Annotated in this window: 28 protein-coding genes, 1 pseudogene and 1 riboswitch; of the genes and pseudogenes, 9 read left to right on the forward strand and 20 right to left on the reverse strand. The window is 36.2% G+C overall.

Features of this window, described 5'->3' with window-relative positions:
• The first annotated feature begins 298 nt into the window (after nt 1-298).
• A riboswitch (cobalamin riboswitch) is annotated at nt 299-480 on the forward strand.
• Between the two features lie 173 nt (nt 481-653).
• Genes GJS40_RS09935 through GJS40_RS09955 form a run of 5 tightly spaced genes read left to right on the forward strand, consistent with a single transcriptional unit; the run spans nt 654 to nt 3858 of the window.
• Nucleotides 654-1211, forward strand: a complete 558-nt coding sequence (locus GJS40_RS09935; protein ID WP_270897709.1) for a hypothetical protein — start codon at nt 654-656, stop codon at nt 1209-1211.
• Nucleotides 1212-1242: 31 nt separating this feature from the next.
• Entirely contained in the window at nt 1243-1857 is a 615-nt protein-coding gene (gene cbiM, locus GJS40_RS09940; protein WP_270897710.1) for a cobalt transporter CbiM, read from the forward strand.
• 18 nt (nt 1858-1875) lie between these two features.
• On the forward strand, nt 1876-2631 hold the full coding sequence (locus GJS40_RS09945) for an energy-coupling factor transporter transmembrane component T family protein (protein ID WP_270897711.1): 756 nt from the start codon (nt 1876-1878) through the stop codon (nt 2629-2631).
• A 1-nt stretch (nt 2632) separates the two neighbouring features.
• The gene (locus tag GJS40_RS09950) at nt 2633-3445 is read left to right on the forward strand and encodes an energy-coupling factor ABC transporter ATP-binding protein (protein WP_270897712.1); all 813 of its coding nucleotides are present in this window, start codon (nt 2633-2635) and stop codon (nt 3443-3445) included.
• Entirely contained in the window at nt 3442-3858 is a 417-nt protein-coding gene (locus GJS40_RS09955; RefSeq protein WP_270897713.1) for an Ig-like domain-containing protein, read from the forward strand. The genes GJS40_RS09950 and GJS40_RS09955 overlap by 4 nt, the downstream gene beginning before the upstream one ends.
• A 99-nt stretch (nt 3859-3957) precedes the next feature.
• Here GJS40_RS09955 and GJS40_RS09960 read toward each other — a convergent pair.
• Nucleotides 3958-4944: pseudogene (locus tag GJS40_RS09960) on the reverse strand (diaminopimelate dehydrogenase).
• 65 nt (nt 4945-5009) lie between these two features.
• Nucleotides 5010-5561: a class I SAM-dependent methyltransferase gene (locus GJS40_RS09965; RefSeq protein WP_333723924.1), complete on the reverse strand. Its 552-nt coding sequence runs from the start codon at nt 5559-5561 to the stop codon at nt 5010-5012.
• A gap of 47 nt (nt 5562-5608) precedes the next feature.
• On the opposite strand from GJS40_RS09965, the gene GJS40_RS09970 reads away from it, so the two are divergent.
• Nucleotides 5609-6731, forward strand: a protein-coding gene (locus GJS40_RS09970; protein WP_456298387.1) for an IS3 family transposase whose coding sequence is annotated in 2 segments (ribosomal slippage) — nt 5609-5883 and nt 5882-6731 — 1125 coding nt in all. Because the reading frame shifts where the segments join, the coding sequence is not laid out codon by codon here.
• Between the two features lie 148 nt (nt 6732-6879).
• On the opposite strand, the gene GJS40_RS09975 is transcribed toward GJS40_RS09970, so the two are convergent.
• Nucleotides 6880-7137 carry a hypothetical protein gene (locus tag GJS40_RS09975; RefSeq protein ID WP_270897715.1) on the reverse strand — a complete coding sequence of 86 codons (258 nt, stop codon included), beginning with the start codon at nt 7135-7137 and terminating at the stop codon, nt 6880-6882.
• A 683-nt stretch (nt 7138-7820) separates the two neighbouring features.
• Between GJS40_RS09975 and GJS40_RS09980 the strand changes: the two genes are divergently transcribed.
• Nucleotides 7821-8330 (forward strand): type 1 glutamine amidotransferase domain-containing protein, encoded by a 510-nt coding sequence (locus GJS40_RS09980; protein ID WP_153834957.1) that lies wholly within the window; start codon nt 7821-7823, stop codon nt 8328-8330.
• Between the two features lie 67 nt (nt 8331-8397).
• Here GJS40_RS09980 and GJS40_RS09985 read toward each other — a convergent pair whose 3' ends face one another.
• The 15 genes from GJS40_RS09985 to GJS40_RS10055 all read right to left on the reverse strand — a co-directional run bounded on the left by GJS40_RS09985 (nt 8398) and on the right by GJS40_RS10055 (nt 21247).
• Nucleotides 8398-8778, reverse strand: a complete 381-nt coding sequence (locus GJS40_RS09985; RefSeq protein WP_153729521.1) for a winged helix-turn-helix transcriptional regulator — start codon at nt 8776-8778, stop codon at nt 8398-8400.
• A 192-nt stretch (nt 8779-8970) separates the two neighbouring features.
• On the reverse strand, nt 8971-10014 hold the full coding sequence (locus GJS40_RS09990) for a putative bifunctional diguanylate cyclase/phosphodiesterase (protein ID WP_270897849.1): 1044 nt from the start codon (nt 10012-10014) through the stop codon (nt 8971-8973).
• 962 nt (nt 10015-10976) lie between these two features.
• The gene (locus GJS40_RS09995) at nt 10977-11636 is read right to left on the reverse strand and encodes a dihydrofolate reductase family protein (protein ID WP_000802831.1); all 660 of its coding nucleotides are present in this window, start codon (nt 11634-11636) and stop codon (nt 10977-10979) included.
• A 110-nt stretch (nt 11637-11746) separates the two neighbouring features.
• Nucleotides 11747-12103 carry a WYL domain-containing protein gene (locus tag GJS40_RS14605; RefSeq protein ID WP_000374054.1) on the reverse strand — a complete coding sequence of 119 codons (357 nt, stop codon included), beginning with the start codon at nt 12101-12103 and terminating at the stop codon, nt 11747-11749.
• Between the two features lie 23 nt (nt 12104-12126).
• A complete protein-coding gene (locus GJS40_RS14610) occupies nt 12127-12699 on the reverse strand; it encodes a helix-turn-helix transcriptional regulator (RefSeq protein WP_001079938.1) in 573 nt (190 codons plus the stop codon).
• 275 nt (nt 12700-12974) lie between these two features.
• Nucleotides 12975-13769, reverse strand: coding sequence for an aminoglycoside O-phosphotransferase APH(3')-IIIa (gene aph(3')-IIIa / locus GJS40_RS10010; protein ID WP_001096887.1), 795 nt, complete (start codon nt 13767-13769; stop codon nt 12975-12977).
• 92 nt (nt 13770-13861) lie between these two features.
• On the reverse strand, nt 13862-14404 hold the full coding sequence (gene sat4, locus GJS40_RS10015) for a streptothricin N-acetyltransferase Sat4 (RefSeq protein ID WP_000627290.1): 543 nt from the start codon (nt 14402-14404) through the stop codon (nt 13862-13864).
• Entirely contained in the window at nt 14401-15309 is a 909-nt protein-coding gene (locus GJS40_RS10020) for an aminoglycoside nucleotidyltransferase ANT(6)-Ia (protein ID WP_001255864.1), read from the reverse strand. Before GJS40_RS10020 ends, sat4 begins: the two co-directional genes overlap by 4 nt.
• 32 nt (nt 15310-15341) lie before the next feature.
• Nucleotides 15342-16076: a class I SAM-dependent methyltransferase gene (locus tag GJS40_RS10025; protein ID WP_000662263.1), complete on the reverse strand. Its 735-nt coding sequence runs from the start codon at nt 16074-16076 to the stop codon at nt 15342-15344.
• Nucleotides 16057-16926 (reverse strand): nucleotidyltransferase domain-containing protein, encoded by an 870-nt coding sequence (locus GJS40_RS10030; RefSeq protein WP_000228166.1) that lies wholly within the window; start codon nt 16924-16926, stop codon nt 16057-16059. The genes GJS40_RS10025 and GJS40_RS10030 overlap by 20 nt, the downstream gene beginning before the upstream one ends.
• Before the next feature lie 102 nt (nt 16927-17028).
• Nucleotides 17029-17274, reverse strand: a complete 246-nt coding sequence (locus GJS40_RS10035) for a single-stranded DNA-binding protein (protein ID WP_000567889.1) — start codon at nt 17272-17274, stop codon at nt 17029-17031.
• Nucleotides 17275-17417: 143 nt separating this feature from the next.
• A complete protein-coding gene (locus GJS40_RS10040) occupies nt 17418-18986 on the reverse strand; it encodes a recombinase family protein (RefSeq protein ID WP_270897747.1) in 1569 nt (522 codons plus the stop codon).
• Between the two features lies 1 nt (nt 18987).
• Nucleotides 18988-19404, reverse strand: coding sequence for a serine integrase family protein (locus tag GJS40_RS10045; protein WP_270897748.1), 417 nt, complete (start codon nt 19402-19404; stop codon nt 18988-18990).
• The gene (locus GJS40_RS10050) at nt 19404-20966 is read right to left on the reverse strand and encodes a recombinase family protein (RefSeq protein ID WP_270897749.1); all 1563 of its coding nucleotides are present in this window, start codon (nt 20964-20966) and stop codon (nt 19404-19406) included. Before GJS40_RS10050 ends, GJS40_RS10045 begins: the two co-directional genes overlap by 1 nt.
• A gap of 53 nt (nt 20967-21019) precedes the next feature.
• On the reverse strand, nt 21020-21247 hold the full coding sequence (locus tag GJS40_RS10055) for an SHOCT domain-containing protein (RefSeq protein ID WP_270897750.1): 228 nt from the start codon (nt 21245-21247) through the stop codon (nt 21020-21022).
• A 216-nt stretch (nt 21248-21463) separates the two neighbouring features.
• Here GJS40_RS10055 and GJS40_RS10060 point away from each other — a divergent pair, with 216 nt between their 5' ends.
• Nucleotides 21464-21898 (forward strand): Panacea domain-containing protein, encoded by a 435-nt coding sequence (locus tag GJS40_RS10060; protein WP_270897751.1) that lies wholly within the window; start codon nt 21464-21466, stop codon nt 21896-21898.
• Entirely contained in the window at nt 21895-23052 is a 1158-nt protein-coding gene (locus tag GJS40_RS10065; protein WP_270897752.1) for a hypothetical protein, read from the forward strand. Before GJS40_RS10060 ends, GJS40_RS10065 begins: the two co-directional genes overlap by 4 nt.
• Nucleotides 23053-23087: 35 nt before the next feature.
• On the opposite strand, the gene GJS40_RS10070 is transcribed toward GJS40_RS10065, so the two are convergent.
• Both GJS40_RS10070 and GJS40_RS10075 read right to left on the reverse strand, forming a co-directional pair.
• A complete protein-coding gene (locus GJS40_RS10070; RefSeq protein ID WP_270897753.1) occupies nt 23088-23795 on the reverse strand; it encodes an N-acetylmuramoyl-L-alanine amidase in 708 nt (235 codons plus the stop codon).
• A complete protein-coding gene (locus GJS40_RS10075) occupies nt 23792-24202 on the reverse strand; it encodes a phage holin family protein (RefSeq protein ID WP_270897754.1) in 411 nt (136 codons plus the stop codon). The genes GJS40_RS10070 and GJS40_RS10075 overlap by 4 nt, the downstream gene beginning before the upstream one ends.
• Between the last annotated feature and the right edge of the window lie 73 nt (nt 24203-24275).

Genomic DNA, 24275 nt, shown 5'->3' on the forward strand with positions numbered 1-24275 from the left:
AGGACATTCGAACAAGAAGTTACATGAAAAAGATAGCTCGCACAATGAACGAAACGACAAGAGATAATTTAATGTATCTCAAAGGGAAAGCGAATATTCCTGTATATCAAGCGCTCAAAGGATTGAGGGGCTTTTAAAAAGAGATTAATAGCACTTCAAAGGAGTACCCAGCAAGAGTGAATCCGCTTACAATTATTGGGGTTCACAAAAAGTTGCCCACAAATGGTTGACTCAGACTAAGTTCGGACGTTTGTTGACAAACGATTATTTATCGTCTTTAATATAGATAAACAATTTCATAGATTTGATTCATTTTGGTGCCTTGTAAGGCTAATAGGGAATTTGGTGAAAATCCAAAACTGTCCCCGCAACTGTAAATGTGGACGAAATGATAACAACCACTGCATCGATTTCGATGTGGGAAGGATCAGAGTAGGATGAAGCATAAGTCAGGAGACCTGCCAAATTGAATCTAAGTTTCGAAACTTCCGGGGGGTGAGGTAATGAAACGTCGCAAGTCGTACTATGCTCATTTTTTGTGCATTCCTATAGGTGATTTGTGTCGGCTCAACTATTCGCGCTCTTAGAAGAGGGCGTTTTTTTATTGGCTTTTTTTGTATTTTTATAGTTTAAAACGAAAAGGAGAATGAGTAATGAAAAAAATTTATTTCGGATTTTTACCAAGTATGCTTTCTATAAGTTTAGTCGGTTGTAGTGAAGCAACCAATAACGATGAAGTAAAGCACGAAGAAGCAAGTGGGATTGATCATCACGATGAACTTCCTTATGAATGGGCTGCTACTTATGAGTTAGAAGAAGGAACGTATACGCTTCAGTTTAAAGAAAATGAAGCTGGTGATGAAAGTTTCAAGATCGCCTTCGTAATAGAAGATAGCAATATTGACGATCTTGAACACCACGTTGCGCACATTATGGAAGAAGACGTAGCGCTTGAAGAAACCGATCATTTTGAAGCAAAGCATGAATATGCGAATAACTTAAAACTTAATAAAGAAGGTGAAACCGTCTATACATTTACGATCTCAAAATCTGGTCATTATCGTATTTTTACCGAGCATCATCCTGATGAATTTGCAATGGAAATTTTAGCAGAAGCTGGCGTTGCTATTGATGGAGTAAATGCAAAAGAATACGAAGGACATGCACATGATCACGAACATGAGCATGACGAAGAAGAACATCATCTTTAAAAGCTACGATTTTAGAAAGTAGGTCGATGTTATGCATTTATCTGATGGCGTATTAACGATGCCAGTTGTAACGGTAACAACCGTTGTAGCTGGTAGTTTGATCGCTTATTCATTAAAAACGTTGAAACAAGAAGATATTCCGAAAATTAGTTTAATGACGGCAACATTTTTCGTCCTATCGTTAATTAGTATTCCGATTGGACCGAGTTCTGTTCATCCACTACTTTGTGGACTACTCGGCATTATGCTTGGATGGCAAAGTCCCGTCGCCATTTTTATTAGTTTGTTATTACAAGCATTACTATTTCAACACGGTGGACTAACTACACTCGGAGCAAACACGTTACTTGTAAGCGTCCCTGCGATTCTTTGTTATTATTTCTTTTTCCATTTCAATAAAAACAAAAAGATGAGTCAAACTGTGATCTCCGGTCTTAGTGGGTTGATTGGAGTACTATTAGCTGTACTCATTCTCATCGCAACTCTCTTTATCACAAGTTCTTACTTTTCCGAAGGTAGCTTGTCTGTTATTAAACTATTAGTTATCGGACATATTCCACTACTATTCATTGAAACATTGTTAACAGCATTCATTATTAACATACTTGTAAAAGTCCGTCCCGAACTCATATTACGGAAAATATAACAGAGGAGTTGGTGTAAGTTGGGGAAATCATTCATAAGTGAAATCAAAAATATCGACCCAAAACTAACTCCCTCCTCTTGGGGTGCAAGCTGGGAAGTTCGTTCAAAACTAATTACGTGTGTACTCATCTGTTTCGGCATTATTACTTTACAAACTCCACAAATCATTTTAACGAGCTTCATCTTATTTTTCGTACTCACTATATCAATGGGATTTCGTTTTATATTTATCATTTCTAAACTCATTTTACTCGTACCTTTTTTACTTTTCATGACTGTACCAATTTTATTTGCGAACGGACTAGCCATCGATCAAGAACGAATCAATTTCGTCATTAATTTAAATGGAAAAGTATTAACGAGCGCTCTTGTGATGATGATTTTGACATTAAGTCAACCACTTTCAAAATTGTTACAAGCTTTATCGCATCTGCGAATACCGAGTTCGATCGTAGCGATTTTAATGCTTGCGCTCCATTTTGTAAAAATATTTTTGCAAACGATTGCTTCTTATCAAAAGTCTCTACGTGCAAGAGGATTTCAACCTTCTGCCCGAACAAACTCATTGAAAGTTTATAGTGGGGTTATGGCAGGGTTATTGTTACGAAATATCGATAATGCAGATAAAGTTCATCTCGCTATGACTGCAAGAGGATTTAACGGAACGATCCCAACGTCACCAATACAAAAATTTACGAAAACTGATTTCATCAAATCGGCCTCCCTGCTCGTTTGTATGATGATTTTAATCCTAATTGAAAAGTGGTGGGTTTAACATGAACGTTTCAGTCAATCATTTAAGCTTTTCCTATCCAGATGGCACACGTGCACTACATAAGTTAACTTGTCAATTGACAAAAAATAAAGTGGCCATCTTAGGTTCCAATGGAAGTGGCAAATCAACTTTGCTCCAACATTTAAACGGCTTATATATTCCCCAATCAGGTACCGTTGAAATAAACGGGACAAGGATTACGAAAAAAAATTGTATGGACATTCGGAAAAAAGTCGGACTCGTATTTGATCATCCTGATCACCAAATTTTTGCACCTACTGTTTTTGACGATATTGCTTTCGGTCCGAGAAATAAAGGTGAATCAGAAAAAGATGTTGCGCGTCTTGTTTATGAAATGATGGACTGGTTAAATATCAGTCATTTACAAAATAAACCACCGTATCATTTAAGTTTAGGGCAAAAGAAAAAAGTTGCGATCGCTGGTGTATTAGCCATGGAGCCAGAAATTATTTTATTTGATGAACCATTCTCTGGACTTGATCCGTATTCACTTGATGATTTTATCGAAATATTAAATCGTTTAGCTAATTTAGGGCAGATGGTCATCATTACGACTCATGATGTCGATCTTGCTTATAGTTGGGCAGAGGAATGTTTAATTTTACAAAGAGGTAAAGCTTTATTACAAGGGGATGTACATATTTTAGAAAATGAAAAAGTTATGGCTGAAGCAAAACTTCGCTTACCGAGTTTATTTTCATTATTTAAAGAGACCAAATACCGTCCAACAAATATTCAACAAGCAAAAACACTACTTGAACAAATTGTACGAAAGGAGCCACTTATGAAATGAAACAACGAATTTTCACGCTTACTCTTATTACGATCTTTCTACTATTCCATGCTCTTCCTGTTTACGCGCATAAAATGATGATCGAACCTGTGGAAGATGGAAAAATTAAAGTGATTTATGCTGACGGTAGCTTTTCCAGTCGTACGGTCGTTACCGTTTATGATGAAAATGGAACAGAAGTTGCTCAAGGACCTTTAGATGAAGAAGGTTATTTTTCATATGATATAAGTACTGCTCATTCATTTGTTGCTGAGGATGGCTTAGGGCATCGCTCCGAATGGACAATCGGAGAAGAAGGACAAGCTAAATCTGATCCACATCAATGGATTACCGTCGGCATCGTTGTCCTCATTTTCGTCATTGTTGCGATCATCTTTTCAAAACGAGCGAAGAAAAAGAAACTTGCTGCTTAATCTATAAAAAAATTCGAGAGGAGAAATTTATTCCCTCTCGAATTTTTTTGGACATTGTTCGAAAAAATCAATAGCGAATCTTTTCGTCACCTTTGTTTTTTATAGTAAATCTCTTCTTAAATCTGCAATTGGTCTTGGTGAAATATAAGCAGGTGCAACGTCAAATACAGTTTTGGCACCAGCTTGTCCTTCTTTATTTAAACGATAAGTTGCACGTGCATAGGCAACGAGAACACTTGCTGTAAATTCAGGGTTGCTATCTAATTTTAATGAAAACTCGAGTATTTGATTGTGAACTTCTTCTGTTTTTGCACTATGAATAACAAATCCTCCGTGTGGAGCTTTCGAATGATCGCGTTTTAACTCTTCTTCTGTAATAAAATGAACTTCTGTATTGTAATCAGCAAAGTAGTTTGGCATCGTTACGATATCCTGTTTAATTTTTTCTTTGTCAGCCCCTTCTTCAGGAACGACATAACAAATGCGCTCATGTTTTTCTGCCGTTGATAACTCTGGATTTTCACCACTACGAACGCGATCCATTGCTTCTAATGAAGGAACCGTATATTGTACGCCAGCTTTCACACCTTCAACACGACGAATAGCATCAGAATGGCCTTGGCTTAACCCTTTCCCCCAAAACGTATATGTATTTCCTTGTGGCAAGATTGCCTCAAACATCATACGGTTAATTGAGAATAAGCCTGGATCCCAACCAACGGAAATGATACTCGTTTTGCCACTCGCTTTGGCACTCTCATCAACAAATTGGAAATATTTTGGAATTTTTGCATGTGTATCAAAACTATCGATCGTATTAAACATTTTTGTAATTTGTGGAGTTTGTTCAGGTAAATCCGTAGCTGATCCTCCACATAAAATCATTACATCAATTTTATCTTTATAGTCTTCCAAATCGTCCATATGAACAGCTTGTACATTTGGTTCATTAATATTTTAGCTTTCAGGAGGTCTTCTCGTGAAAATAGCAACAAGCTCCATATCTGGACAATGTTTAATCGCTGCAACTGCCCCTTTTCCTAAATTTCCGTAACCGACAATACCGATTTTAATCTTTTCTGTCATACTACACCCCTACCTTTATCAAATTCACTTTAATCATTTTAACGTTTTTTTACATCATACACAATTCATATCTTCTGCCATTTGGCAACAATATAGCCTGCATCTTGGTCGGAGCTTGTTTTAGTCCGATCTTTTTCTAACTCTCTAGCAGCTTCAATTGTCGTAAACTCATCCATCGCTACATATAGACCGTAGTTGAACTGTATAGGTGGGGTTTCATTCAGTTGCGCAATTTCATCTGTATTAAAAAATTTAGCGTGCGCAAAAACACTCGTAGGATCATTCTTTCCTTTTTCGTGGTACATTTTTCCCCACGTACTCTCTTTTCCGATGAAGCCAATGACTAACCGTCCACCTTTTTTTACGACCCTTAAAGCTTCTTTCACAATTACTTGTGGGTTATGAGTAAACTCCAACACAATATTACTTATTACTAGATCAAATGTTTCATTGGCAAAAGGAAGATTACTTATATCACCTTGAAGAAACGTAATGTTTTTCGTATCTTTCTTCTTTTTGGCGACATCTAACATGTTTTTCGATATATCTATACCGACAACATCTAATCCTTGTTCATATAACCAATACGAATAAATTCCCGTCCCACAACCTATAATGGACCCAAGATTTTAGACAGCTAGAAAGGATATGTTAAGGTAGGTTTATGAAACAAAAAAGGAAACGATATTCACCAGAATTTAAAGCACAAGTTGTATTGGAAATTCTTAAGGAAGAGAAGTCTTTAACTGAGCTATCCTCTGAATATGGGATTCATGTTAATCAGCTGCGGAAATGGAAAACACAATTTCTAGAACAAATGCCGCAACTGTTTCAAAAGCAGAACAAGGATCAAGAAAAGATGAAAGCTGATTATGAAGAACAAATTGAAAATCTATATACTGAAGTAGGCCGATTAACCACGCAATTGTCGTGGCTCAAAAAAAAATCTGGCATCTACTACAACTAGGCAAGAACGTGTGAATATGATCGAATGGCAAGACTCAGAATTATCCATTACAAAACAGGCAGAGCTATTAAGACTTAACCGTTCAAGCCTTTATTATAAACCAGTCGGGCCTTCAGCAGAAGATGTAGCCATCAAGCACCGTATCGATGAAATTTATACAAAATACCCATTTTATGGGTCTCGTAGGATAACAGCACTGCTAAACCAAGAAGGAGTGAATATCAATCGCAAAAGAGTACAACGTCACATGCGAGAAATGGGGATTCAAGCTGTCTATCCGGGTCCAAATTTAAGTAAACGGAATCTGCAACATCGAATTTATCCATATTTACTGAAAGGAGTGAACATTAACTATCCAAATCACGTTTGGAGCATTGACATTACCTACATTCGACTCCAACGAAGCTGGATGTACTTAGCAGCGGTTATTGACTGGTATTCCCGCTATGTCATTAGCTGGGAGCTGGATCAATCCCTAGAAATTGGATTTATCCTAGATGCCGTTCAAAGGGCCTTCTCTATAGCTAAACCCGTTATCTTTAATAGTGATCAAGGCGGCCATTTTACCACTCCTAAATATATCAATCTACTAAATTCTAAGGAAGTTCAAATCAGCATGGACAGTAAAGGACGTGCTTTGGACAATATTATCATAGAACGTTTTTGGCGCAACATAAAGTACGAAGAAGTATATCTAAAAGATTATGAAAGTCCAAGGGAGGCTAGAATAAATATAAGAGATTACATTGATTTTTATAATTACAATCGCCCTCATCAATCGCTAGATTATAAAACACCATCATCAGTTTATTTTAATTAAACAGGTTCGTCATTGCCCTTCCCATCTTTGAGAAATTATCTTTCATGCGACAGAACCTGTCAAGGGAGAATACGCCCTTGACAGAACCTGCCACATGAAAGGCATGGTTGGCAAGATGGGAAGGAGCAAAACTCAATGCACCTTAAATTTATAAAAAAGTTGTCTTGACGATGGGGTCCACTTTATTACGATCTTCGATTAACCAATCTGAAACGATGTCACCCCAATCTTCTTCATACATCATGCCTCGTTTCTTTACTTGTGTTTCTTGAGGGATGTCATCTTCATCAGCATATTTTTTAGCTGTTCTCCAATTAATACCAAGGGTATTAGCGATTGAATTAATAAACTTAGATTTTTGATTTCTTAAAAGTTTGATACAATTAACTTCAGACATTGCCAGCATTCCTTTCAACCTCCACTGTGATTTGATTAGACACCAATAACAGTAGAGTTATTTGATTGGGCTGGCAAGTCTTTTTTATTGCAACGTTGTGTACTTTTTCGTTGCAAAACTATGTATTTTTATTTTGCACTATACACATGACAAATGAAGATAAAGAAATAATTTATGAATTACTATTAAATAGTGTAAATTCCTCAAATAAACTTAAAAAGTACTGTGAAAAAAATAGTTGAATTTGAAAAGAATAATATTCTGTTTTTCATGGTAGTTTTCCCCCTGGTTTTATGTACTTTTAATTTTTGACTAAGACTAATCATTCGGCCATTTTATTTGTGTAAAACCTCCCTAGTTGATTCTTGTGATGTATTTACCTTTATGTAAGGTCCTCCCCTAAATAACACTTCAAACTTTACCAATTACTGTATTAGGGAAAGCTACTAAAATAAAAGTAATATTATATTAACATATTTTTACTTTTTACAACATAAAAATAATCCATTTATACTAAGACAAAAGTACGAATCGATAGACACCCTGTATTCTTCTAAATACTCGTTGTTTTGGTAACGGAAAATTACATCTAAGTTACCTCAAAGTAACCTCCGTACATAAAAGTGCGTTCTTCACAGATCAATGAATTTTCGATACCATTAATACAGAATTATAGAAAGGAGAAGATAAAAATGACAAAAAAAGTTGCAGTTATCGTTACAGATCTCGTGGAAGAAATAGAATTAACAGATCCTGTTAAAGCTTATGAAGATGCAGGTCATACAGTAGAAATTATTAGTGACGAAGCAGGAAAAATGATTAAAGGGAAAAACGGTGAAGAAATAAAAGCAGATAAAGGAATTGATGAAGTAAATGCGAATGACTATGATGCATTATTAGTTCCTGGTGGCTTCTCTCCAGACTTGCTCCGAATTAATCCGAAAAATGGAGCATTCGCAAAAGCGTTTATGGAAGAAGAAAAGCCAGTATTCGCAATCTGCCATGGTCCTCAATTCTTAGTAGAAACTGACTTATTAGAAGGGAAAGAATTAACAAGCTTCGTGTCAGTTAGAAAAGACTTAGAGAATGCAGGGGCTATTGTGAAGGATGAAGAGGTTGTTGTCGATAGTAACCTTGTTACAAGTAGAACACCTGATGACCTACCTGCTTTCAATCGTGAAGCATTAAAATTGCTAAAATAAGAATCTAATAAAATCACCAGTATGCTGTCTGTAACAGCATACTGGTGATTTTTGAATACAATAAAACTTAACTTCCTATTATTCCTTCTTCCTTCAATTGGGAAATTCGCTTTTTACCCCAATCGTACATCATCTCCACAATTGGCACTAATGTCTTTCCAAGCTCTGTTACATCGTACTCCACTTTAGGTGGCATTTCTGGATAAACCTTTCGACTTATAATCCCATCATCTATTAATTCTTTTAATTGATTAGATAATGTCTTATGAGATACATGATTAAAGAGGCGTTCTAAATCACTGAATCGATGAGGACCTTCTACACCAAGATGCCAAAGAATCACTACTTTGTACTTTCCACTAATAATCGATAATGTTAATTCCTTCTCACAATTATAATCACCATTTTCCAACTTCTGCTTTATATTTTCTCTTAACGTTTCACACATAACGTTCGTAATCTCCTCCTATGCCTAAATTTAATACTTTTTGCATAAATTATCTTGGATTGACGTAATACATATATAGAGATTATATTGGTCAATTGGGACACTTCTTATGATGATGCTAATGACTCTTTTAAAATATCTATATAACATGTTGTTCAATTATCTTACAAGTGAAAAGTAATATATATGTAATCATTCACTGGTTACGCCAAGCACCGCCCCATGTTTCTCCCAAACTTGTTGTAACCGACCTGCTGGCAGCGGCCGGCTATAGAAATAACCTTGTGCGATGACCTGATACTCTTTTAGAAATTCTTTTTGTTCCTTCGTTTCCACGCCTTCAATAATAACTTGAGTATTCAAATCCTTCCCTAAACGAATCATAGCAATCAACAAAGACATCATACGACCATTCTCCGAAACATCATTAATCATAGATTTATCCATTTTCAAAGTGTCAATTTCAACATTTTTCATGACGTTCAAGGATGAGTACCCCGTACCAAAATCGTCAATTGCCACTTTCACGCCCAATTCCTTCAACTCTTGGATCAGTTGTGATGCCCCCTCGACATCTAGCATCACACTTTCTGTAATCTCTATTTCAAGATCACATGGCTGAACCTTTTCTTCTTCGACAATGGCCTTTACTTTTGATGTGAACTGTTTATCTTTGAATTGCCTTGCCGATACATTGACAGATACCCTTACTTTCGGAAGTTCTTGTTTCTCCCACTTTTTAATTTGACGGCACGCCTCTCTTAATACCCATTCCCCAATTGGAAGAATCAGTCCTGTCTCTTCCGCAATAGGAATAAATTCATCAGGAGGTACAACACCAAAAGCTGGATTCCACCGAAGTAGGGCTTCCATACCCGTAATTTTATCCGTTACTACGTCCACTTGTGGTTGATAGACTAGTGAGAACTCATCCTGCACAATGGCATTGCGTAAAGCCCATTCAATTTGTTGTTTGCGTGTGATCTTCTCATGTAATTCCTTTGTGTAGAACTGATAGTTGTTTTTTCCTGTCTTTTTAGCTAACAGCATGGCTTGATTTGATTGCCTAATGAGGTCATCAACGCTACTTTCTCCTTCGTGCATCAAACTAACTCCAATACTAATTGTAACAATCACTTCATGTTCTTGTAGTATAACGGGCTGGTTCATTTCTTTTATAAACTGTTTCGCAAGCTGAGTCATTTCCTCTTCTTTTACATTCTGTGAAATTAGGATAAACTCATCGTACCTTTAAAAATACTTTTCCGATTTCATCCCCCTCCAACCCGCATTCCACCGTTTGAGTTATAATAAAGTTTTGGGAATGGATTGAAGAAAAATAATGGAAATAGAGATGAAGAACAAAGAGAAATTATTGGATAAGTATTGATTTGTTATTGAATTAGTATTGAATCGGATATTGGGCAAAGCTAGTAATATCAATGGGTTAGGAACATAACTGTATTGAAAAGTTATTGGAAAAAGACATGAAAAAACTCGGGCTCCTGGAAAGGAAAACCCGAATTTAAAATAAGTTTTATATTGAAAAAGCAAATGTTTATTATTACAGAATTGGTGGTGAAGTTAGCAAGAGTTTATTATCACAAGAAATTGTTTAATATTGATCTACAATCACTTCTCCAACCAAGCGACACTTTCTACATGCCTTGAGTGGGCAAAAAAGATGTCGCACCCCACTGGTATCCCCTTGGCGGAAGCCCATATTTCTGAAACAGTCGCCTGGATAGGCTATTTTTCATTGATTTGGTGCCTGCTTTTGCGTTACAATCCAAGTAATTGTAAGCAATAAAGCCTTCAAAAGCATGTTGTCCTCTTGAAGGCTTTATTCGGTACAACTTTAAAATTGGTTTACTTATCTTTATCTTCCTCTCTAAGATACTTAACTAGCCCCGGATAATTGCTTATCCTTACAGTTCGGATCAATTAGAATTAGCCGAAAACGGCGGCGAAGAAACGAACCACCGAGAAGCACCGCCGCATTGCCGAGCTTGATACCCTCATTGAACGACTGTATGCGGACCGGAAAAGGCGCGGTTGACCGCCTTGCCCTCAAAGGCTTAGGGGCATATCAACTATATATTGGGGCCGAGTGCCGTTACTTTAACACCGCCGCTAGCCATGAGCTTATGCTTCCTTTAGGACACTGTCCCAACAGACACTTTTTAAAGTATGCTGCACTAATCCTTATTTTTCACAGCATAGCGCAATGACAGACAGCCATGTTCTGCATTCTCTGTTCCCTGCAATTCCAAATTAACTTTTTCAGATAACAGAAGGTTATCAAATAGTTGTTTTTCTTTATTACCTACAAAACATGGTGATATCACAAGACTGATTTCATCAATAAGTCCGTTTTCTAATAATTTGTTGGTTAATCCACCGCCACTGTCTGTCCGCATGTATTTACACCCATATTGCTCATGCAGGATCTGAAAGGCTTTTTCATAGTCCACATGATCATTTCCTGACACAATATATGGGTAATGCCTTTCCTCCAAATAATTCAAATATTCCTTCGGAGTGGCAGTTGATACCAGAATGACAATTTCCTTCAGATATCCAAGATTTCTTAAGCAATGAAGACTTCTCAAGATACCTCTGCTGTCAGGTATGACTCCTATTGGTCTGGGGTCCTCCGGGCTTGTTATGATTTTCTCAAAATCAGCCTCTGTTTCAGCAGGATATTTTTCAAATGCAGTAAAAACAGTATTGGACCCAAACAGCACCGCATCCGAATGAATTCCCCCGGCAACCTGGTAGTAAACTTCCGGATTATCAAAGCCTTTAATGCGGCCATCAAGGCTAATTTGTGTGTGCATAATTATCTTTGGTTTCATATTTTTCAATCCTCCTTTTTGATAGTAGAATATCATAATACACTGACAGCTGTATGTCAGCAGGGGATATGAAACCTTACAAAAAATACATAACAGACCAATCGCTTTCTCTAAATCAAGTTTAGGCAGTGATTCGTAATTTGTGCCAGGTGTTTACGGGTTATGCATTTTAATTCATCAGGTTGGACTATTTCAATGCCTGATCCATATTCAATCAGCTGCTTGCTCAATATCTCAAAGGAATCTGTCTGGAATTCGATTTCCATTTTACTTCCCAAATCGGTTTCTTCAAGGAAGCCGAGAGAATACCTGTTCTTGATAGAATTGTATGTCTCCCCTTTTTCAGCTCTAAGAATTACATTATATAGTTTTTTATATGAAAGCATTTGTTTTAATATTTGTTCCAAAGAGCCATCATGGCTTTGACAGAGCTCTTCTTCTATGCAAATGCTTTTAATCCGATCCACACGAAAATTCCTATATTCATTTCTTAGCCTGCAAAACCGATTAAGTACCAGTTCTGTTCATAAAACCCCAGTGATATAGGCTCTATCATTCTGCTTTCCGGTTCTTGCCCTCCTGATGCAGGATATTGAATTGATATTACCCTTTTATTGCAGATTGCAGTCTGAATTGCTGCAATAACGTTATCCGCCAATGTATTTTTCTGTCCAGATGTGCTGTACACGTTAATACTGTTCTCCAACTCCTGTGCATAGTTTTTTTCACCATGCTTCAAAATAGATTTGATTTTATACATAGCTGAATCAAAATCCTTTATAAATGATTCATCTCCATGGCAATTTAAAAATTTCCCTGCTGTAATCAATGCACCCACTTCCGCCGCTGTAAACATTACCGGCGGAAGTAGGAAGCCCTCTACAAGAAAATATCCTTTTCCGGCCTCAGATCCAATTGGTATTCCGGCTTCTTCAAGTGTCCGGATATCTCTGTAAACTGTCCTTAAGCTTATATTAAATCGCTGTGCAATTTCTTTGGCAGGAATTATTTTTTTTGATTGCAGCTGAATAAGAATAGAGGTTACTCTGTTAATCCTGTTCAAATTTTATTCCTCCTCTGTGACTTCCATAAAAAGTATATCCTATGCGTTCTTAAGCTAGCTGCTGTTAGTGCTTCTCATTGCACCCTGGTTATAAAAGCCATACTCACAAACCTCTTCACCAAAACTCTTTACATCTCTAATATAGAACTCTATCTAGCGAACTTTTAGAAAAGATATAAAACATCAGAGTATGGACAGTTGCGGATGTACTTCAGAAAAGATTAGATGTCTAAAAAGCTTGTAGTTAAAGCTTTTTAGACATCTAAATCTAGGTACTAAAACAATTCATCCAGTAAAATATAATATTTTATTTTCTCCCAATCAGGCTTGATCCCCAGTAAGTCAAAAAATAGCTCGACATACTGTTCTTCCCCGATATCCTCCCTGATCGACCGGACGCAGAAGGCAATGTCATACCACTTGTCCGCCCTGCCGCTTCTCCCAAGATCAATAAAGCCACTTACTTTGCCATCTTTCACAAAGATGTTGCTGTCTCCCAGGTCGCCGTGGGAAAAGACAAGTTCCTCTTCGGGCTTTTCCGTCTTTAAAAAATCATACAGCTCGCGCGGATCTTTAAATGGAGTGTCTTCTTCCCAGTTTTCGCAATCCACATCGGCCAGATCGTTATTCAGTAAGTAATCCAATTCGGCTAAGCGGCTGTCTAAGCTATTCGTATAGGGACAATCCGATATGTCGATGGAGTGAAAGAGCCTGATGCACTCCGCATACAGCTCGATAATCTTTTCAGGGCTTTGTTCATCTTCATACTCTTCCGAGCAAAGGACGCCATCGGCCTCACTCATGAGCAGATTGCTCCAGCCATCATGCCGTTCAAAGTGCAGGACCTTTGGAACAGGCAGCTTTCCTTCCAGCCATAGCATCATGTCCTTTTCCCGTTCCACATCATAGGTGGTCCCTTTATACCGGCTGTCCGTCATTTTTAAATATAGGTTTTCATTTTCTCCCACCAGCTTATATACCTTAGCAGGAGACATTCCTTCCGTATCTTTTACGCAGCGGTATTTTTCGATCAGTTTTTTCAATTCCGGTGATATTCTCATTTTAGCCATTTATTATTTCCTTCCTCTTTTCTACAGTATTTAAAGATACCCCAAGAAGCTAATTATAACAAGACGAACTCCAATTCACTGTTCCTTGCATTCTAAAACCTTAAATACCAGAAAACAGCTTTTTCAAAGTTGTTTTCAAAGTTGGCGTATAACATAGTATCGACGGAGCCGATTTTGAAACCACAATTATGATAGAATTTACAAGCTATAAGGTTATTGTCCTGGGTTTCAAGCATTAGTCCATGCAAGTTTTTATGCTTTGCCCATTCTATAGATATATTGATAAGCGCGCTGCCTATGCCTTGCCCCCTGAAATCCTTACATACGGCGATATCTTCTATATAAGCGTACCGGTTCCAATTTTTTCGCAGTTTAACTTTTCCGACGCATTTATCGTCTTGGTAGTAAAGATATATTATCTTATCAGTATTGTCAATATATTCAAGGCAATCTGCCTCCTCATCCTCTTCATCCTCTTCGTCTTGGTAGCTTTTTAAATATGGCGCTTCATAGAGTAATTCTGTAAAGGTCCAATTCTCGTTTTCATACCTCGGTATAATCTTACCTATCACCTCAAATGGTTCGCTGGGTTTATCGATATCTTTCAGGTGCCCTGCTTTCATTTCTGTAATCACTGTTCCCGCCTCTCTTCTATATCAGCGGCATATGTGCTATCCAGGCAGCCGGTTTTACCAGTGTATTTTTTATACATGTCCCTGGTATATTTTGTTATATTCCTATCATACTCCGGATAGGCATAATGAAGCCTTTCCGCCACCTCACCGGATACCGCCCTGAACAATTGATGGCATAGAAATAATGCTTCCCATATGTTTTCATAGGAATCCATCCGGTAGGTGGACAAAAGTTTCTCCCACAAATCCTCGGATATATACCTTTCAATAAACTTATAGTTCTTGCCTACACTTAATTTAAAGCCTGTTTCGATGCCGACCTTCCATGATATCATTCTCAGCAGCTCATGGCGAACAATCTGATTAAAATGATCAATAGCAAATAAAATTTCCTTACGGCACAGTCCCTTAACCACATAGGTAGTGGTGTTCCAGAATTCATTGCAGCAGTCATCGTATTCCCGGGCACTGGGTTTTCTTATATGATAATCCATGTCGGTCGGAACTACAGCTTGCTGAATCCTTCCATCCTTATCCAGAATAATCTTTATCAATTTATCGTCATTCAGGTAGTTTCCCAACTCTTCCAGGGGCAATAAGGTAAGGTCTATTTTATTATAATCATCAAAAAGTATTATATAGGAGTAGCCTTTCTCTTCAGCCGGGAATAGTTCCATATCCTCCGGTTTTTGCATCATTATAATATTCCCAAATTGATTAAGCCAGTCATCATTAGATATAAACGGTTCTATATCACTTACAAAATATGTAATATCATAATCCTGAAATTCATCTTTAGGTATATTAATATTTGCGCGTGACCCCTCAAGGGTCACAATTCGAATACGTTCATCCTGTTCTGCTAAAGAAAGTACTAAATCCATCATTTCTTTTTCTGATCTCATTTACATACTCCTCGTTTATTTTTTCTATATTATTACATCTTCTTTTTTGCCGATACAATCAGCATCATTGGGCGTCGCATTTCATCCGCCATCCCCGGAATATCCATCATGTTCTCTGGCGGCTGTGGCTCCACAATCTGATTTATTATAAAACTATTTGAAAGCAGTGTATTTAGATATGTGGTCAGTGTTCTATGATATTTTGTAACCTTTTCTTCCAAAAACATAGCTGTCCGTTTGCCCTCATAATAATAATTGTCCACCGGGAAATGCAGTATTTCTCCTTTTTCGTTATAATACCAGTCTTGTGTTCCATGAGCAGTAAAAACAGGATGTTCAACTGTAAAAACTAAATTGCCACCAGCCTTCAGCATCCTATATATCTTTTTTATTAAATTCTCATAGTCTGCTACATAATGAAACGCAAGCGAACTTAGTATTACATCAAAGCTCTCCTCTGGGAAATCCACATCTTCTATGGCACAGCATTCATATTCAATCTGTGGAAAATGGGTTTTTCCTTTTGCTACTTCGAGCATTTTATGAGAAATATCAACACCTACTACAGAGGAAGCACCGTTTTCCATCGCATATATACAGTGCCATCCATAGCCGCATCCTAAATCAAGCACACGCTTACCCTTAAAATCAGGTAGCATCTTTTTCAAAGTCTCCCATTCTCCCGCACCAGCCAGTCCTTTCTGCGAGCGACTCATTTGACTGTATTTTTGAAAAAATATATTATCATCATATTTGTTTTCTTTCATCTGAACTCTCCTCGTTTAAAAAGTTATTTATCTCCGATACAATTTCATTCACTTCATTATAAAGCTTCTCGGTCATGTCGTAGCATTCAAAAAGTGAGATACCGAGTACTTCAAAAATATGATTTACCTTCTCGGTATATTTTTCAGGTTTATGTTCAAAAGTTTCAAGCAGTTTTATAGCTTTCTTTTCGTTGATACAATAAGCATTATTACATGCAAATAACACTTGATTTAAACATGAAACTATACGAAAAACATGACCCGCAATATAATATTTATCGTCTGTTCCCGAATTTGCTTTTACAAACATTAAAGAGAACCCTGCTTCAAACATAAAAAAGTTAACTAAACTTTTCTGCAAAGCATTGGGATAAGTTTCTGCCTGTTTTTTTAATTCGCATAAGCTTTCATTCTTAGCATATAGTATTTTGCTAATCGCTAATTCTCCTCGATACATTGCACTAATATAACCATGGGGATGCCCAGTCTGATAATTGGCAGTAACAATTCCGTGCTCTGTATCTTTCATTATTTGTTCCACACGTTTAATATCACGTAAAATTAAATCCACATGATACCCGTTTATGACTAACCATCCGCCGCCATTAATCCAATCACCCCATGCTCCGGGAGGTACAACAAGGTTATTTCTATGCTCATCATCCAGCTTTGTAGCGAATTGATTAATAGTATTTATGTCAAATGATTCTGAATTGTAATAGATGCCGATATCTATATCCGAATCCTCTGTATGGGTGCCCCTTGCACGTGAACCACCTAAAACAATACCTTCTATATAAGACAGAGAGGATAATTTCTCTGCTACTGATTTAATAATATTATCTACCATCAAGCATGCTCCTTTTATCGATTCACTGCTGTAAAAATTCCAAGCCAAATCTTTTGCTTCTACTCAACATATTTATAATTTTTTTAATTTCACAAAAGATAGTTAAAACTTATCAATTGTCTTTTTATACCTCTGCTGATTAGATGAAGTCTTTTCAATAGCCTTTAAATTACCATTCATTTTGCTAACATGGTTTAAAAATAACGTTCCAAGCAGAAGTCGATCCTTTCTGGGTATCCTATTCCACACATATCCCTTGAATAAATCTTTAACAAGAAAAACTTCGCCATCATTTAGATTTTCAGTTTCTCTAATAGCTTCTTCCAATAGCTCATTTACATCAATCATGTTGTCCACTCCTTATTAATAATAATATCAACAACATTGTTGATATTATTATACGTATATTCACAGTCAAAGTCAATCCGTAAATAAGAAAAGCCACCAATCAAGGAAGTAACACCTCTCAATTGGTCGCCATTTCTGATATCCTATATCTCAATATCTATTTCAACACCTGATTTAAATTCAACAGTGAGCTTATCATCAAATACCGTAACTTTTTCAATAAGCCGCCTTACTAATTGCTCATCATATTCCTCCAACTCGCAGGATTGTTCATTTAAGAAATCAGTCATTTCAGCGATTCGTTGCCTTTTTCCTTCACGCTCTGCATTCTCTGCAAGTGCATTTTGCTTCAATTCTCGAAGGCGGTAAATTTCATCAGCCACATCTTCATAGTCATTCTTGGACTTTGCTTGTATAAGAAGCTGTTGTTGTAATTCTTCCAATTTGCCATCAATATCATCGGTGGCATTATCATTTTCTTCATTAAATACAGTAGCTATGTTTTTCTGCAAGGTTGAGAGGAAGGGTTCTTTGTTAGCCAAAAGCTCGTTAATAGCCTTGACCACTGCTGTCTGCAATGTTTCCTCGTTTATGGTAGGAGCAGTGCATTCAGAGCCTTTTTCCTCTAAACGACTGACACATCTCCAAACAATGGACTTGTAGCCTCTGTTATTCCAATGTACCCGTCGGTAAATATCGCCGCAGTGTCCGCAGTAAACAATACTCGATAAAGCATACTTGCTGCTATAGACTCGCTTTTTACCGCCTTTGCGGCCACGAAGATTTGCTCTTCGAACCATCTCTTCTTGAACTTGCATAAAAAGCTCCCTTGGAATAATCGGCTCATGGCTGTTTTCTACATAATACTGGGGAACGATGCCGTTATTCTTGACCCGCTTTTTAGAAAGGAAATCAACCGTATATGTCTTTTGTAGAAGGGCATCACCGATGTACTTTTCATTCTGCAATATCTTTTTTAGTGTTTCTGGTCTCCATTTGGCTTTGCCTGCCGCTGTAAGAATACCGTCTGCTTCTAGTCCTCTTGATATTTGTAAAAGACTAGCTCCTTCAAGGTACTCTCTATAAATCCGTTTAACAACCTCTGCACCCTCGGGGTCGATGACTAGTTGCTTGTTTTCATCCTTGGTGTATCCAAGGAAACGCTTATGGTTGACCTGGACTTCACCTTGCTGATATCGGTATTGAATTCCAAGTTTTACGTTTTGACTAAGTGACTGACTTTCTTGTTGTGCTAGGGATGCCATGATGGTGAGCATAATTTCACCTTTGGCATCCATTGTATTGATATTTTCCTTTTCAAAAAACACAGGTATTTCTTTATCCTTAAGTTGTCTAATGTATTTCAAACAGTCAAGCGTGTTTCTCGCAAAACGACTGATGGATTTTGTAATGATCATGTCGATTTTTCCATTCATGCTATCCTCAATCATCTTATTAAACTGCTCACGCTTTTTGGTATTTGTCCCAGATATTCCATCGTCCGCATAAATGCCTGCCAACTCCCATTCAGGATTGTTCTGAATATAGGTAGTGTAGTGTTCCACTTGAACTTCATAACTAGTTGCTTGTTCTTCGCTATCTGTTGATACACGACAATAAGCTGCCACTTTTAATTTTTTCTTATCCTCTGCATCAACATTTCTCGTTCTTCTCCTAGCTGGGATAACTGTTACGCTTCTTGCTAAAACCATTTTAAGCCACCTCTTCTTTAATTAAGCTGTATACATATTCTGCTTGTTTAATTGGATTGTCGTATTTGTCTTCCACTTCTCCGATCGTAAATTCAAAACATGGTGTAAATGACTCTTCCTCTTTCGTTCTATTTAATCGTCCTAGTTTTTTCGCTCGTTTAAATCTTTCGTTTTTTAATTGTTCAAATTGTTCTTTTGAAATTAATCTCGGAAACAATTCATTTCCTAGATACCTTTCATCTGTTAATATTCTAGTAATTCCGCCATGTGACCGATTAATACCAGATTCCCTTGCTGCATTAGCTAAAGATTGGCCCGATAAGTATGATGCGATTAAAAGCTTTAATTGCTCAGCTTCTTTGGCATGAACTTCAATTTTTCCGTTTACTATTGCATATCCAAAAGGTGTATGTGCCATTAGCGATCAATCCTTTCTCTAAGTGTAATGCCACAATTCAAATGAAATCCTATCTCATTTGGTGAATATACGATTATCTTTTTTACAATGTCTTGAAAAGATTCTTCATCAAATGCATCTATGAATTTTCCTCGTTTAAAATATTTAATAAGACTCTTCACCTCATTTAGCTGATTTGAACCATCATTTAATGAATATAGTAACTGGTCTCTTTCTTCTTTTAGTCTCATATGCCGATGGGTCAATTCGATTTTCTGTTCATTAAAAATTGCTGGTTCTAAAAACCCTTTTGTCATTAATTGAATTAATGTATTCAGTTCGTCTTTTGTAACTTCGAGTTGTTCTTCTATTTCAGAAATCATTTGATAGTTTTCATCTTGATTTGTCGCTTCTAATTGTTTTATTAGCGGGATGAATACATATCTATAACCAAACTTTAGTTTATTCATCATCATTATAAATGCTTGATGAATACGTTCCTCTCTAATAAAAAGCATCGAACATTCATCTTTATTTTTGATATGTGTTGAACAGCACCAGGCAATATATTTTCTATGCGTAGATGTGTGAATTCTCCTTTTAAATGTATCGCCACATTCCGCACATTCAATCTTCCCTGAAAAAGGATAGCGGTTTAAATATTTTCTGCTTCCAGCAGCTACATTCTTTTGGCTTGCTTGATATTCTAACATTCGATTAGCCGCTTCAAATTTAGCATGTGTGATGATTGCTTCATGGTGATTTTCAATTAAGTATTGATCAAGTTCACCTTGATTTACTTTTCGATTAAAATGCTCATCGGTAAAAGTTTTTTGAAGCAGCACATCTCCCGTGTATTTTTCGTTCTTAACAATTCCACGTATCGTAGACCCTGTCCAATTGCCGTTTCGCTTTGTTGGAATTCCTTCTTCATTTAACTGCATGGCAATTCGTTCTGTTCCCATTCCTTTAAGCACACTATTAAATATCCGCTTGACTACTGGTGCTTGTTCTTCATTCACAACCACCATTTCATCGATATAATCGTAACCGTATGGCGGATATGACAATTTGTAAGTCCCACGTTTGAATCGTTGTCTAATCGACCATTTACTGTTTTCGGAAAGTGACACTGATTCATTTTCTGCAAGGCTACTTAAGATTGAAAGCATGAGTTCACTTTCCATAGAATTTGTATTGATGTTTTCTTTTTCAAAATAAATGTGCACACCTAAGTCCATCAATTTTCTAACCAGTTCCAGGCAGTCAATCGTGTTTCTCGCAAATCGACTAATTGATTTTGTTAAAATGAAGTCAATCTTTCCTTTTTCACAGTCAGATATTAATCGAAGCAATTCTGGGCGTCTATCCTTTTTGGTCCCTGTGATGCCTTCATCACTATAAATATCAATGAGCTGCCATTCATCATTATTTTCAATTAAAGTTTTGTAGTGTCGTCTTTGAGTTTCTAAGCTAATCAGCTGTTCTTCGGTTGATGTTGACACTCGTATATAGGCAGCGACCTTTTGTTTCGGTTTTACTGCTGAAGATGTTGCCACATCAAGTGTTGTTATCTTCCTCATCCACTCACCCCACTTTCTTGTATGTGACATATTAGCGTTAGAACACTGTTATATCAAGGTTTATCAAACATTAAAGGTCCTAATAAGGGATTGAATTTTTGACGATTTAATTTGCTTATTTGATTGAGTTCTTCATGGGAAATGAGTTCTTCTTCATGTAGTTTCATGAGCATTTTTTCAGCAAGATGAAAATGAAGTTCATTTTGAAGTTGTTCTTCAGTTGGTTTTGATTGTTTATGATTTGGTGTTTGATGATTAGGTGAGAGTTGTGTCATTCGCATATAGGTTTCCTCCTAAATAGTCTTCTACCTATATGCGAAAAAAAGTAGGAATTCGAACCCTCTTTTACATTAAAAACCTTTCGTGAATTATCTAAATAATAATTATCATCGTTTTTGTAATTTATATTTTCGGGCTAAAATACATAGCTTAAAATCAATAAAAGTCATATAATATATATAAGGAAACATTTCTAATATTTAAATGAGGTGAGGAAGATGATGGAGCTTGTCAATCATATATTATATATTGCCAAAAATAATAATAAAAAAATCACTCATTTACAAATTCATAAAATTGCTTATTTTATTTTGGGATATATGATACGGGAAAGTCATGAGGATATAGCTAAAGGACTATATAAAAATGAAAAGTTCCAAGCTTGGATGTATGGTCCCGTATTACCTAATGTGTATGATAGGTACAAAACGTTCAACAACATGCCAATTTTAGATAATGGTGAAAAATCCAACGAAATTGACCAATTACCTAACGTAAATGATGTTATCTTAAACCTTATTAATCATGATGTGTTCGATTTAGTGAGTGTTAGTCATAAGCATAATTTTTGGCAAAACAACAAAGACAAAATTGCTAATAACCTGAAGCCAGTCTACACATATGAAGTATTGAGGAGAGAGTTTTCTAAATGAACAAATTTAATTCACTAAATGAATTTAAAGAATCTCACAAGATATCTGACAATAAAGGGAGAGATATTTCTTTTATTTTCCGTGAGATTTTTGAAGAATATTCATATCAGAATTTTGAAAATCATAAAAAGAATATTAAATTAATAGATAGATTAATTGAGGAAGCTAAAGAAGTTAATACAAACTTAATTCCATACTCCGAAATTACAAATATTATTTTTTCGCATTATGACTATAATGGAAATGAATCTTCATTTACCGAACAATGGAAAAGCGAATTTGAAAAACATATAGTTAAGAGATTCAGTGAAAAGGATACTCAGACCACTGATAACACTCCTACCACAGAGGATCTTTTTAGCAAACCTAGTTCAAGTGAAATGACCAGTTTAAACATAGATGATAATTATCAAAATGCTCTTTTAGTTATTTATAAATTAATACAACATGCAGAACTAGCTATATCGCAAAAACAAAATTTATATCAAAGTTTAAAAGATGATGTTGATAATTTAACTGGCAATGTATATTCTGCTTCCGAAAAATACAATAATATGATGAGTAATTTCATCTCTATTTTAGGTATTTTCGCAGCTATCATGATGGCTACATTTGGAGCGATTCAAGGATTTACAGCTATTTTTTCTAATGAAAATAATTACAGTTTAACTGCTATTATTATTATAAGCTGTTTTGGACTATTTGGGCTCGTATCAATACTATTTATTTTGCTATATAGTATTGCAAGGCTCATGGATAAAGATCTTGCTGTTTATTCTCATCCAAATACGATTTTCACTAAATATCCTGTTTATTCACATACACTATTTTTCATTTTTAGTATTTCAATAGCAACTTTAACACACTATTTTAAATTAAACCCTCCACCGTATATGCCACATTTCTTAACCAAAAACTTGTGGAGTCTTTCAATATTAATAGGTTTATTTTTAATTATTTCTTACTTTCTACACTACTTAATTTCTCAAAGTGGTGGATACTACTATTTAAATAATCATGTTAATCATTACATAATGAAGTTGAAAAATAGGACAGGCTTACATAAGTTACTTAACTTTATATTAATTTCTGTTATTTTTATTACTATTTTAATTCTTATTCTTTTATTTTTTTATATTTTCAAACCCCTGTAGCCCTAGATTCATAGGGTTGCAGGGGTTTTTATAATTTATTCATACTTCACAAACGCATCTTTAAAGCCAGCTTTCTTTGCTTTTTCTAGTTGCTTATCTGCATTCTTTTTAACACTATACGCACCAATCTGAACCCGATATAATTTCTTACCGCCAGTTGATGGATTAGACGTTGAGGTACCTTTCGCTAATTCTTTCTTCACATCAGCTCTAAACGTATCCATTGACTTACCATGTTTTGAAAACCAATGACGAGGGTCGCCATGATTACTAGCAATTTTCTTCTGATAGCCCTCATAATGGCCGATGATATTTTTCTCCGTCAGTTTGTATTGCCTACAAAGATAAGCAGCAAGTTCCACCGCTTCTTTATAAACTTTATTAAAGTAAGTTTTGTCGGTTAAATTATCTTCACAGATTTCAAAACCAATATGTGTATTATTCGCATCACCGCCCGCATGCCATCCACGATGATTCCAAGGTAATGTTTGGTAAGTGGCAATCGAGCCGTCTTTTAACTTTCCGATAAAAGCATGAACACATACTTGTCTGCCATCTGGACGTGGCTGGTTCCAGTGATTGTTGTATTGATTCTTTCCTAACAATCCATCATCTGGACCAACGTAACGCTTTAAATTCGGATTGTTTGCCCCTGTGCTATGAACCATAATTCCTTTTGGAGTAATCTTTCTTCCCGCTTTATAGCATTCATTCTTCGTTAAATATAACTTTTTTAAATTCATGATTCATTTCCTCCTTTATTGTGTAACTGAGCAAGTACATTTTTCAACTTCTCAGGTATTGGTAAACCTAATTGTGAAGCATTTTCCAACATAGAAATACCTTCATTCGAGCAATAAAAAAAGATGACTGCTGTTCTTAGAACGCTGCCATCCCCTATCAAATGTGTGTCAATCATATGTCCGACACCTACCAATATAAAAATTAACACTTTTTTAAAGATTCCTCGATAACCAATCTCACTAGATAATTCCTTATCAACAATTGCACACATAACTCCAGTGATATAATCAGCAACAACCAATATGATCAATGCATACAAAAAGCCATCTAAACCTCCTAAAAACCAACCAATAAATCCACCTAGCGCTGTAACGATGATTTGTATCCAGTTCCATATATCCTTCATAGAAAGTTTCCCCCTTTAATTTTAAAAACATATATATAAAAAGGGTGTCCACATTTTGTAGACACCCTTGAAT

The sequence above is a fragment of the Aliibacillus thermotolerans genome (genome assembly GCF_027853235.1).
In the GTDB taxonomy this organism is placed as follows: Bacteria; Bacillota; Bacilli; order Bacillales; family Marinococcaceae; genus Aliibacillus; species Aliibacillus thermotolerans.

Coding starts and splice junctions, on each gene's coding strand:
- GJS40_RS09935 (WP_270897709.1), top strand. CDS start 654: ATGAAAAAAATTTATTTCGGATTTTTACCAAGTATGCTTTCTATAAGT.
- cbiM (WP_270897710.1), top strand. CDS start 1,243: ATGCATTTATCTGATGGCGTATTAACGATGCCAGTTGTAACGGTAACA.
- GJS40_RS09950 (WP_270897712.1), top strand. CDS start 2,633: ATGAACGTTTCAGTCAATCATTTAAGCTTTTCCTATCCAGATGGCACA.
- GJS40_RS09955 (WP_270897713.1), top strand. CDS start 3,442: ATGAAACAACGAATTTTCACGCTTACTCTTATTACGATCTTTCTACTA.
- GJS40_RS09975 (WP_270897715.1), bottom strand. CDS start 7,137: ATGCTGGCAATGTCTGAAGTTAATTGTATCAAACTTTTAAGAAATCAA.
- GJS40_RS09980 (WP_153834957.1), top strand. CDS start 7,821: ATGACAAAAAAAGTTGCAGTTATCGTTACAGATCTCGTGGAAGAAATA.
- GJS40_RS09985 (WP_153729521.1), bottom strand. CDS start 8,778: ATGTGTGAAACGTTAAGAGAAAATATAAAGCAGAAGTTGGAAAATGGT.
- GJS40_RS09995 (WP_000802831.1), bottom strand. CDS start 11,636: ATGAAACCAAAGATAATTATGCACACACAAATTAGCCTTGATGGCCGC.
- GJS40_RS10020 (WP_001255864.1), bottom strand. CDS start 15,309: ATGAGATCAGAAAAAGAAATGATGGATTTAGTACTTTCTTTAGCAGAA.
- GJS40_RS10025 (WP_000662263.1), bottom strand. CDS start 16,076: ATGAAAGAAAACAAATATGATGATAATATATTTTTTCAAAAATACAGT.
- GJS40_RS10030 (WP_000228166.1), bottom strand. CDS start 16,926: ATGGTAGATAATATTATTAAATCAGTAGCAGAGAAATTATCCTCTCTG.
- GJS40_RS10035 (WP_000567889.1), bottom strand. CDS start 17,274: ATGATTGATGTAAATGAGCTATTGGAAGAAGCTATTAGAGAAACTGAA.
- GJS40_RS10040 (WP_270897747.1), bottom strand. CDS start 18,986: ATGGTTTTAGCAAGAAGCGTAACAGTTATCCCAGCTAGGAGAAGAACG.
- GJS40_RS10045 (WP_270897748.1), bottom strand. CDS start 19,404: ATGGCACATACACCTTTTGGATATGCAATAGTAAACGGAAAAATTGAA.
- GJS40_RS10050 (WP_270897749.1), bottom strand. CDS start 20,966: ATGAGGAAGATAACAACACTTGATGTGGCAACATCTTCAGCAGTAAAA.
- GJS40_RS10055 (WP_270897750.1), bottom strand. CDS start 21,247: ATGCGAATGACACAACTCTCACCTAATCATCAAACACCAAATCATAAA.
- GJS40_RS10060 (WP_270897751.1), top strand. CDS start 21,464: ATGATGGAGCTTGTCAATCATATATTATATATTGCCAAAAATAATAAT.
- GJS40_RS10065 (WP_270897752.1), top strand. CDS start 21,895: ATGAACAAATTTAATTCACTAAATGAATTTAAAGAATCTCACAAGATA.
- GJS40_RS10070 (WP_270897753.1), bottom strand. CDS start 23,795: ATGAATTTAAAAAAGTTATATTTAACGAAGAATGAATGCTATAAAGCG.
- GJS40_RS10075 (WP_270897754.1), bottom strand. CDS start 24,202: ATGAAGGATATATGGAACTGGATACAAATCATCGTTACAGCGCTAGGT.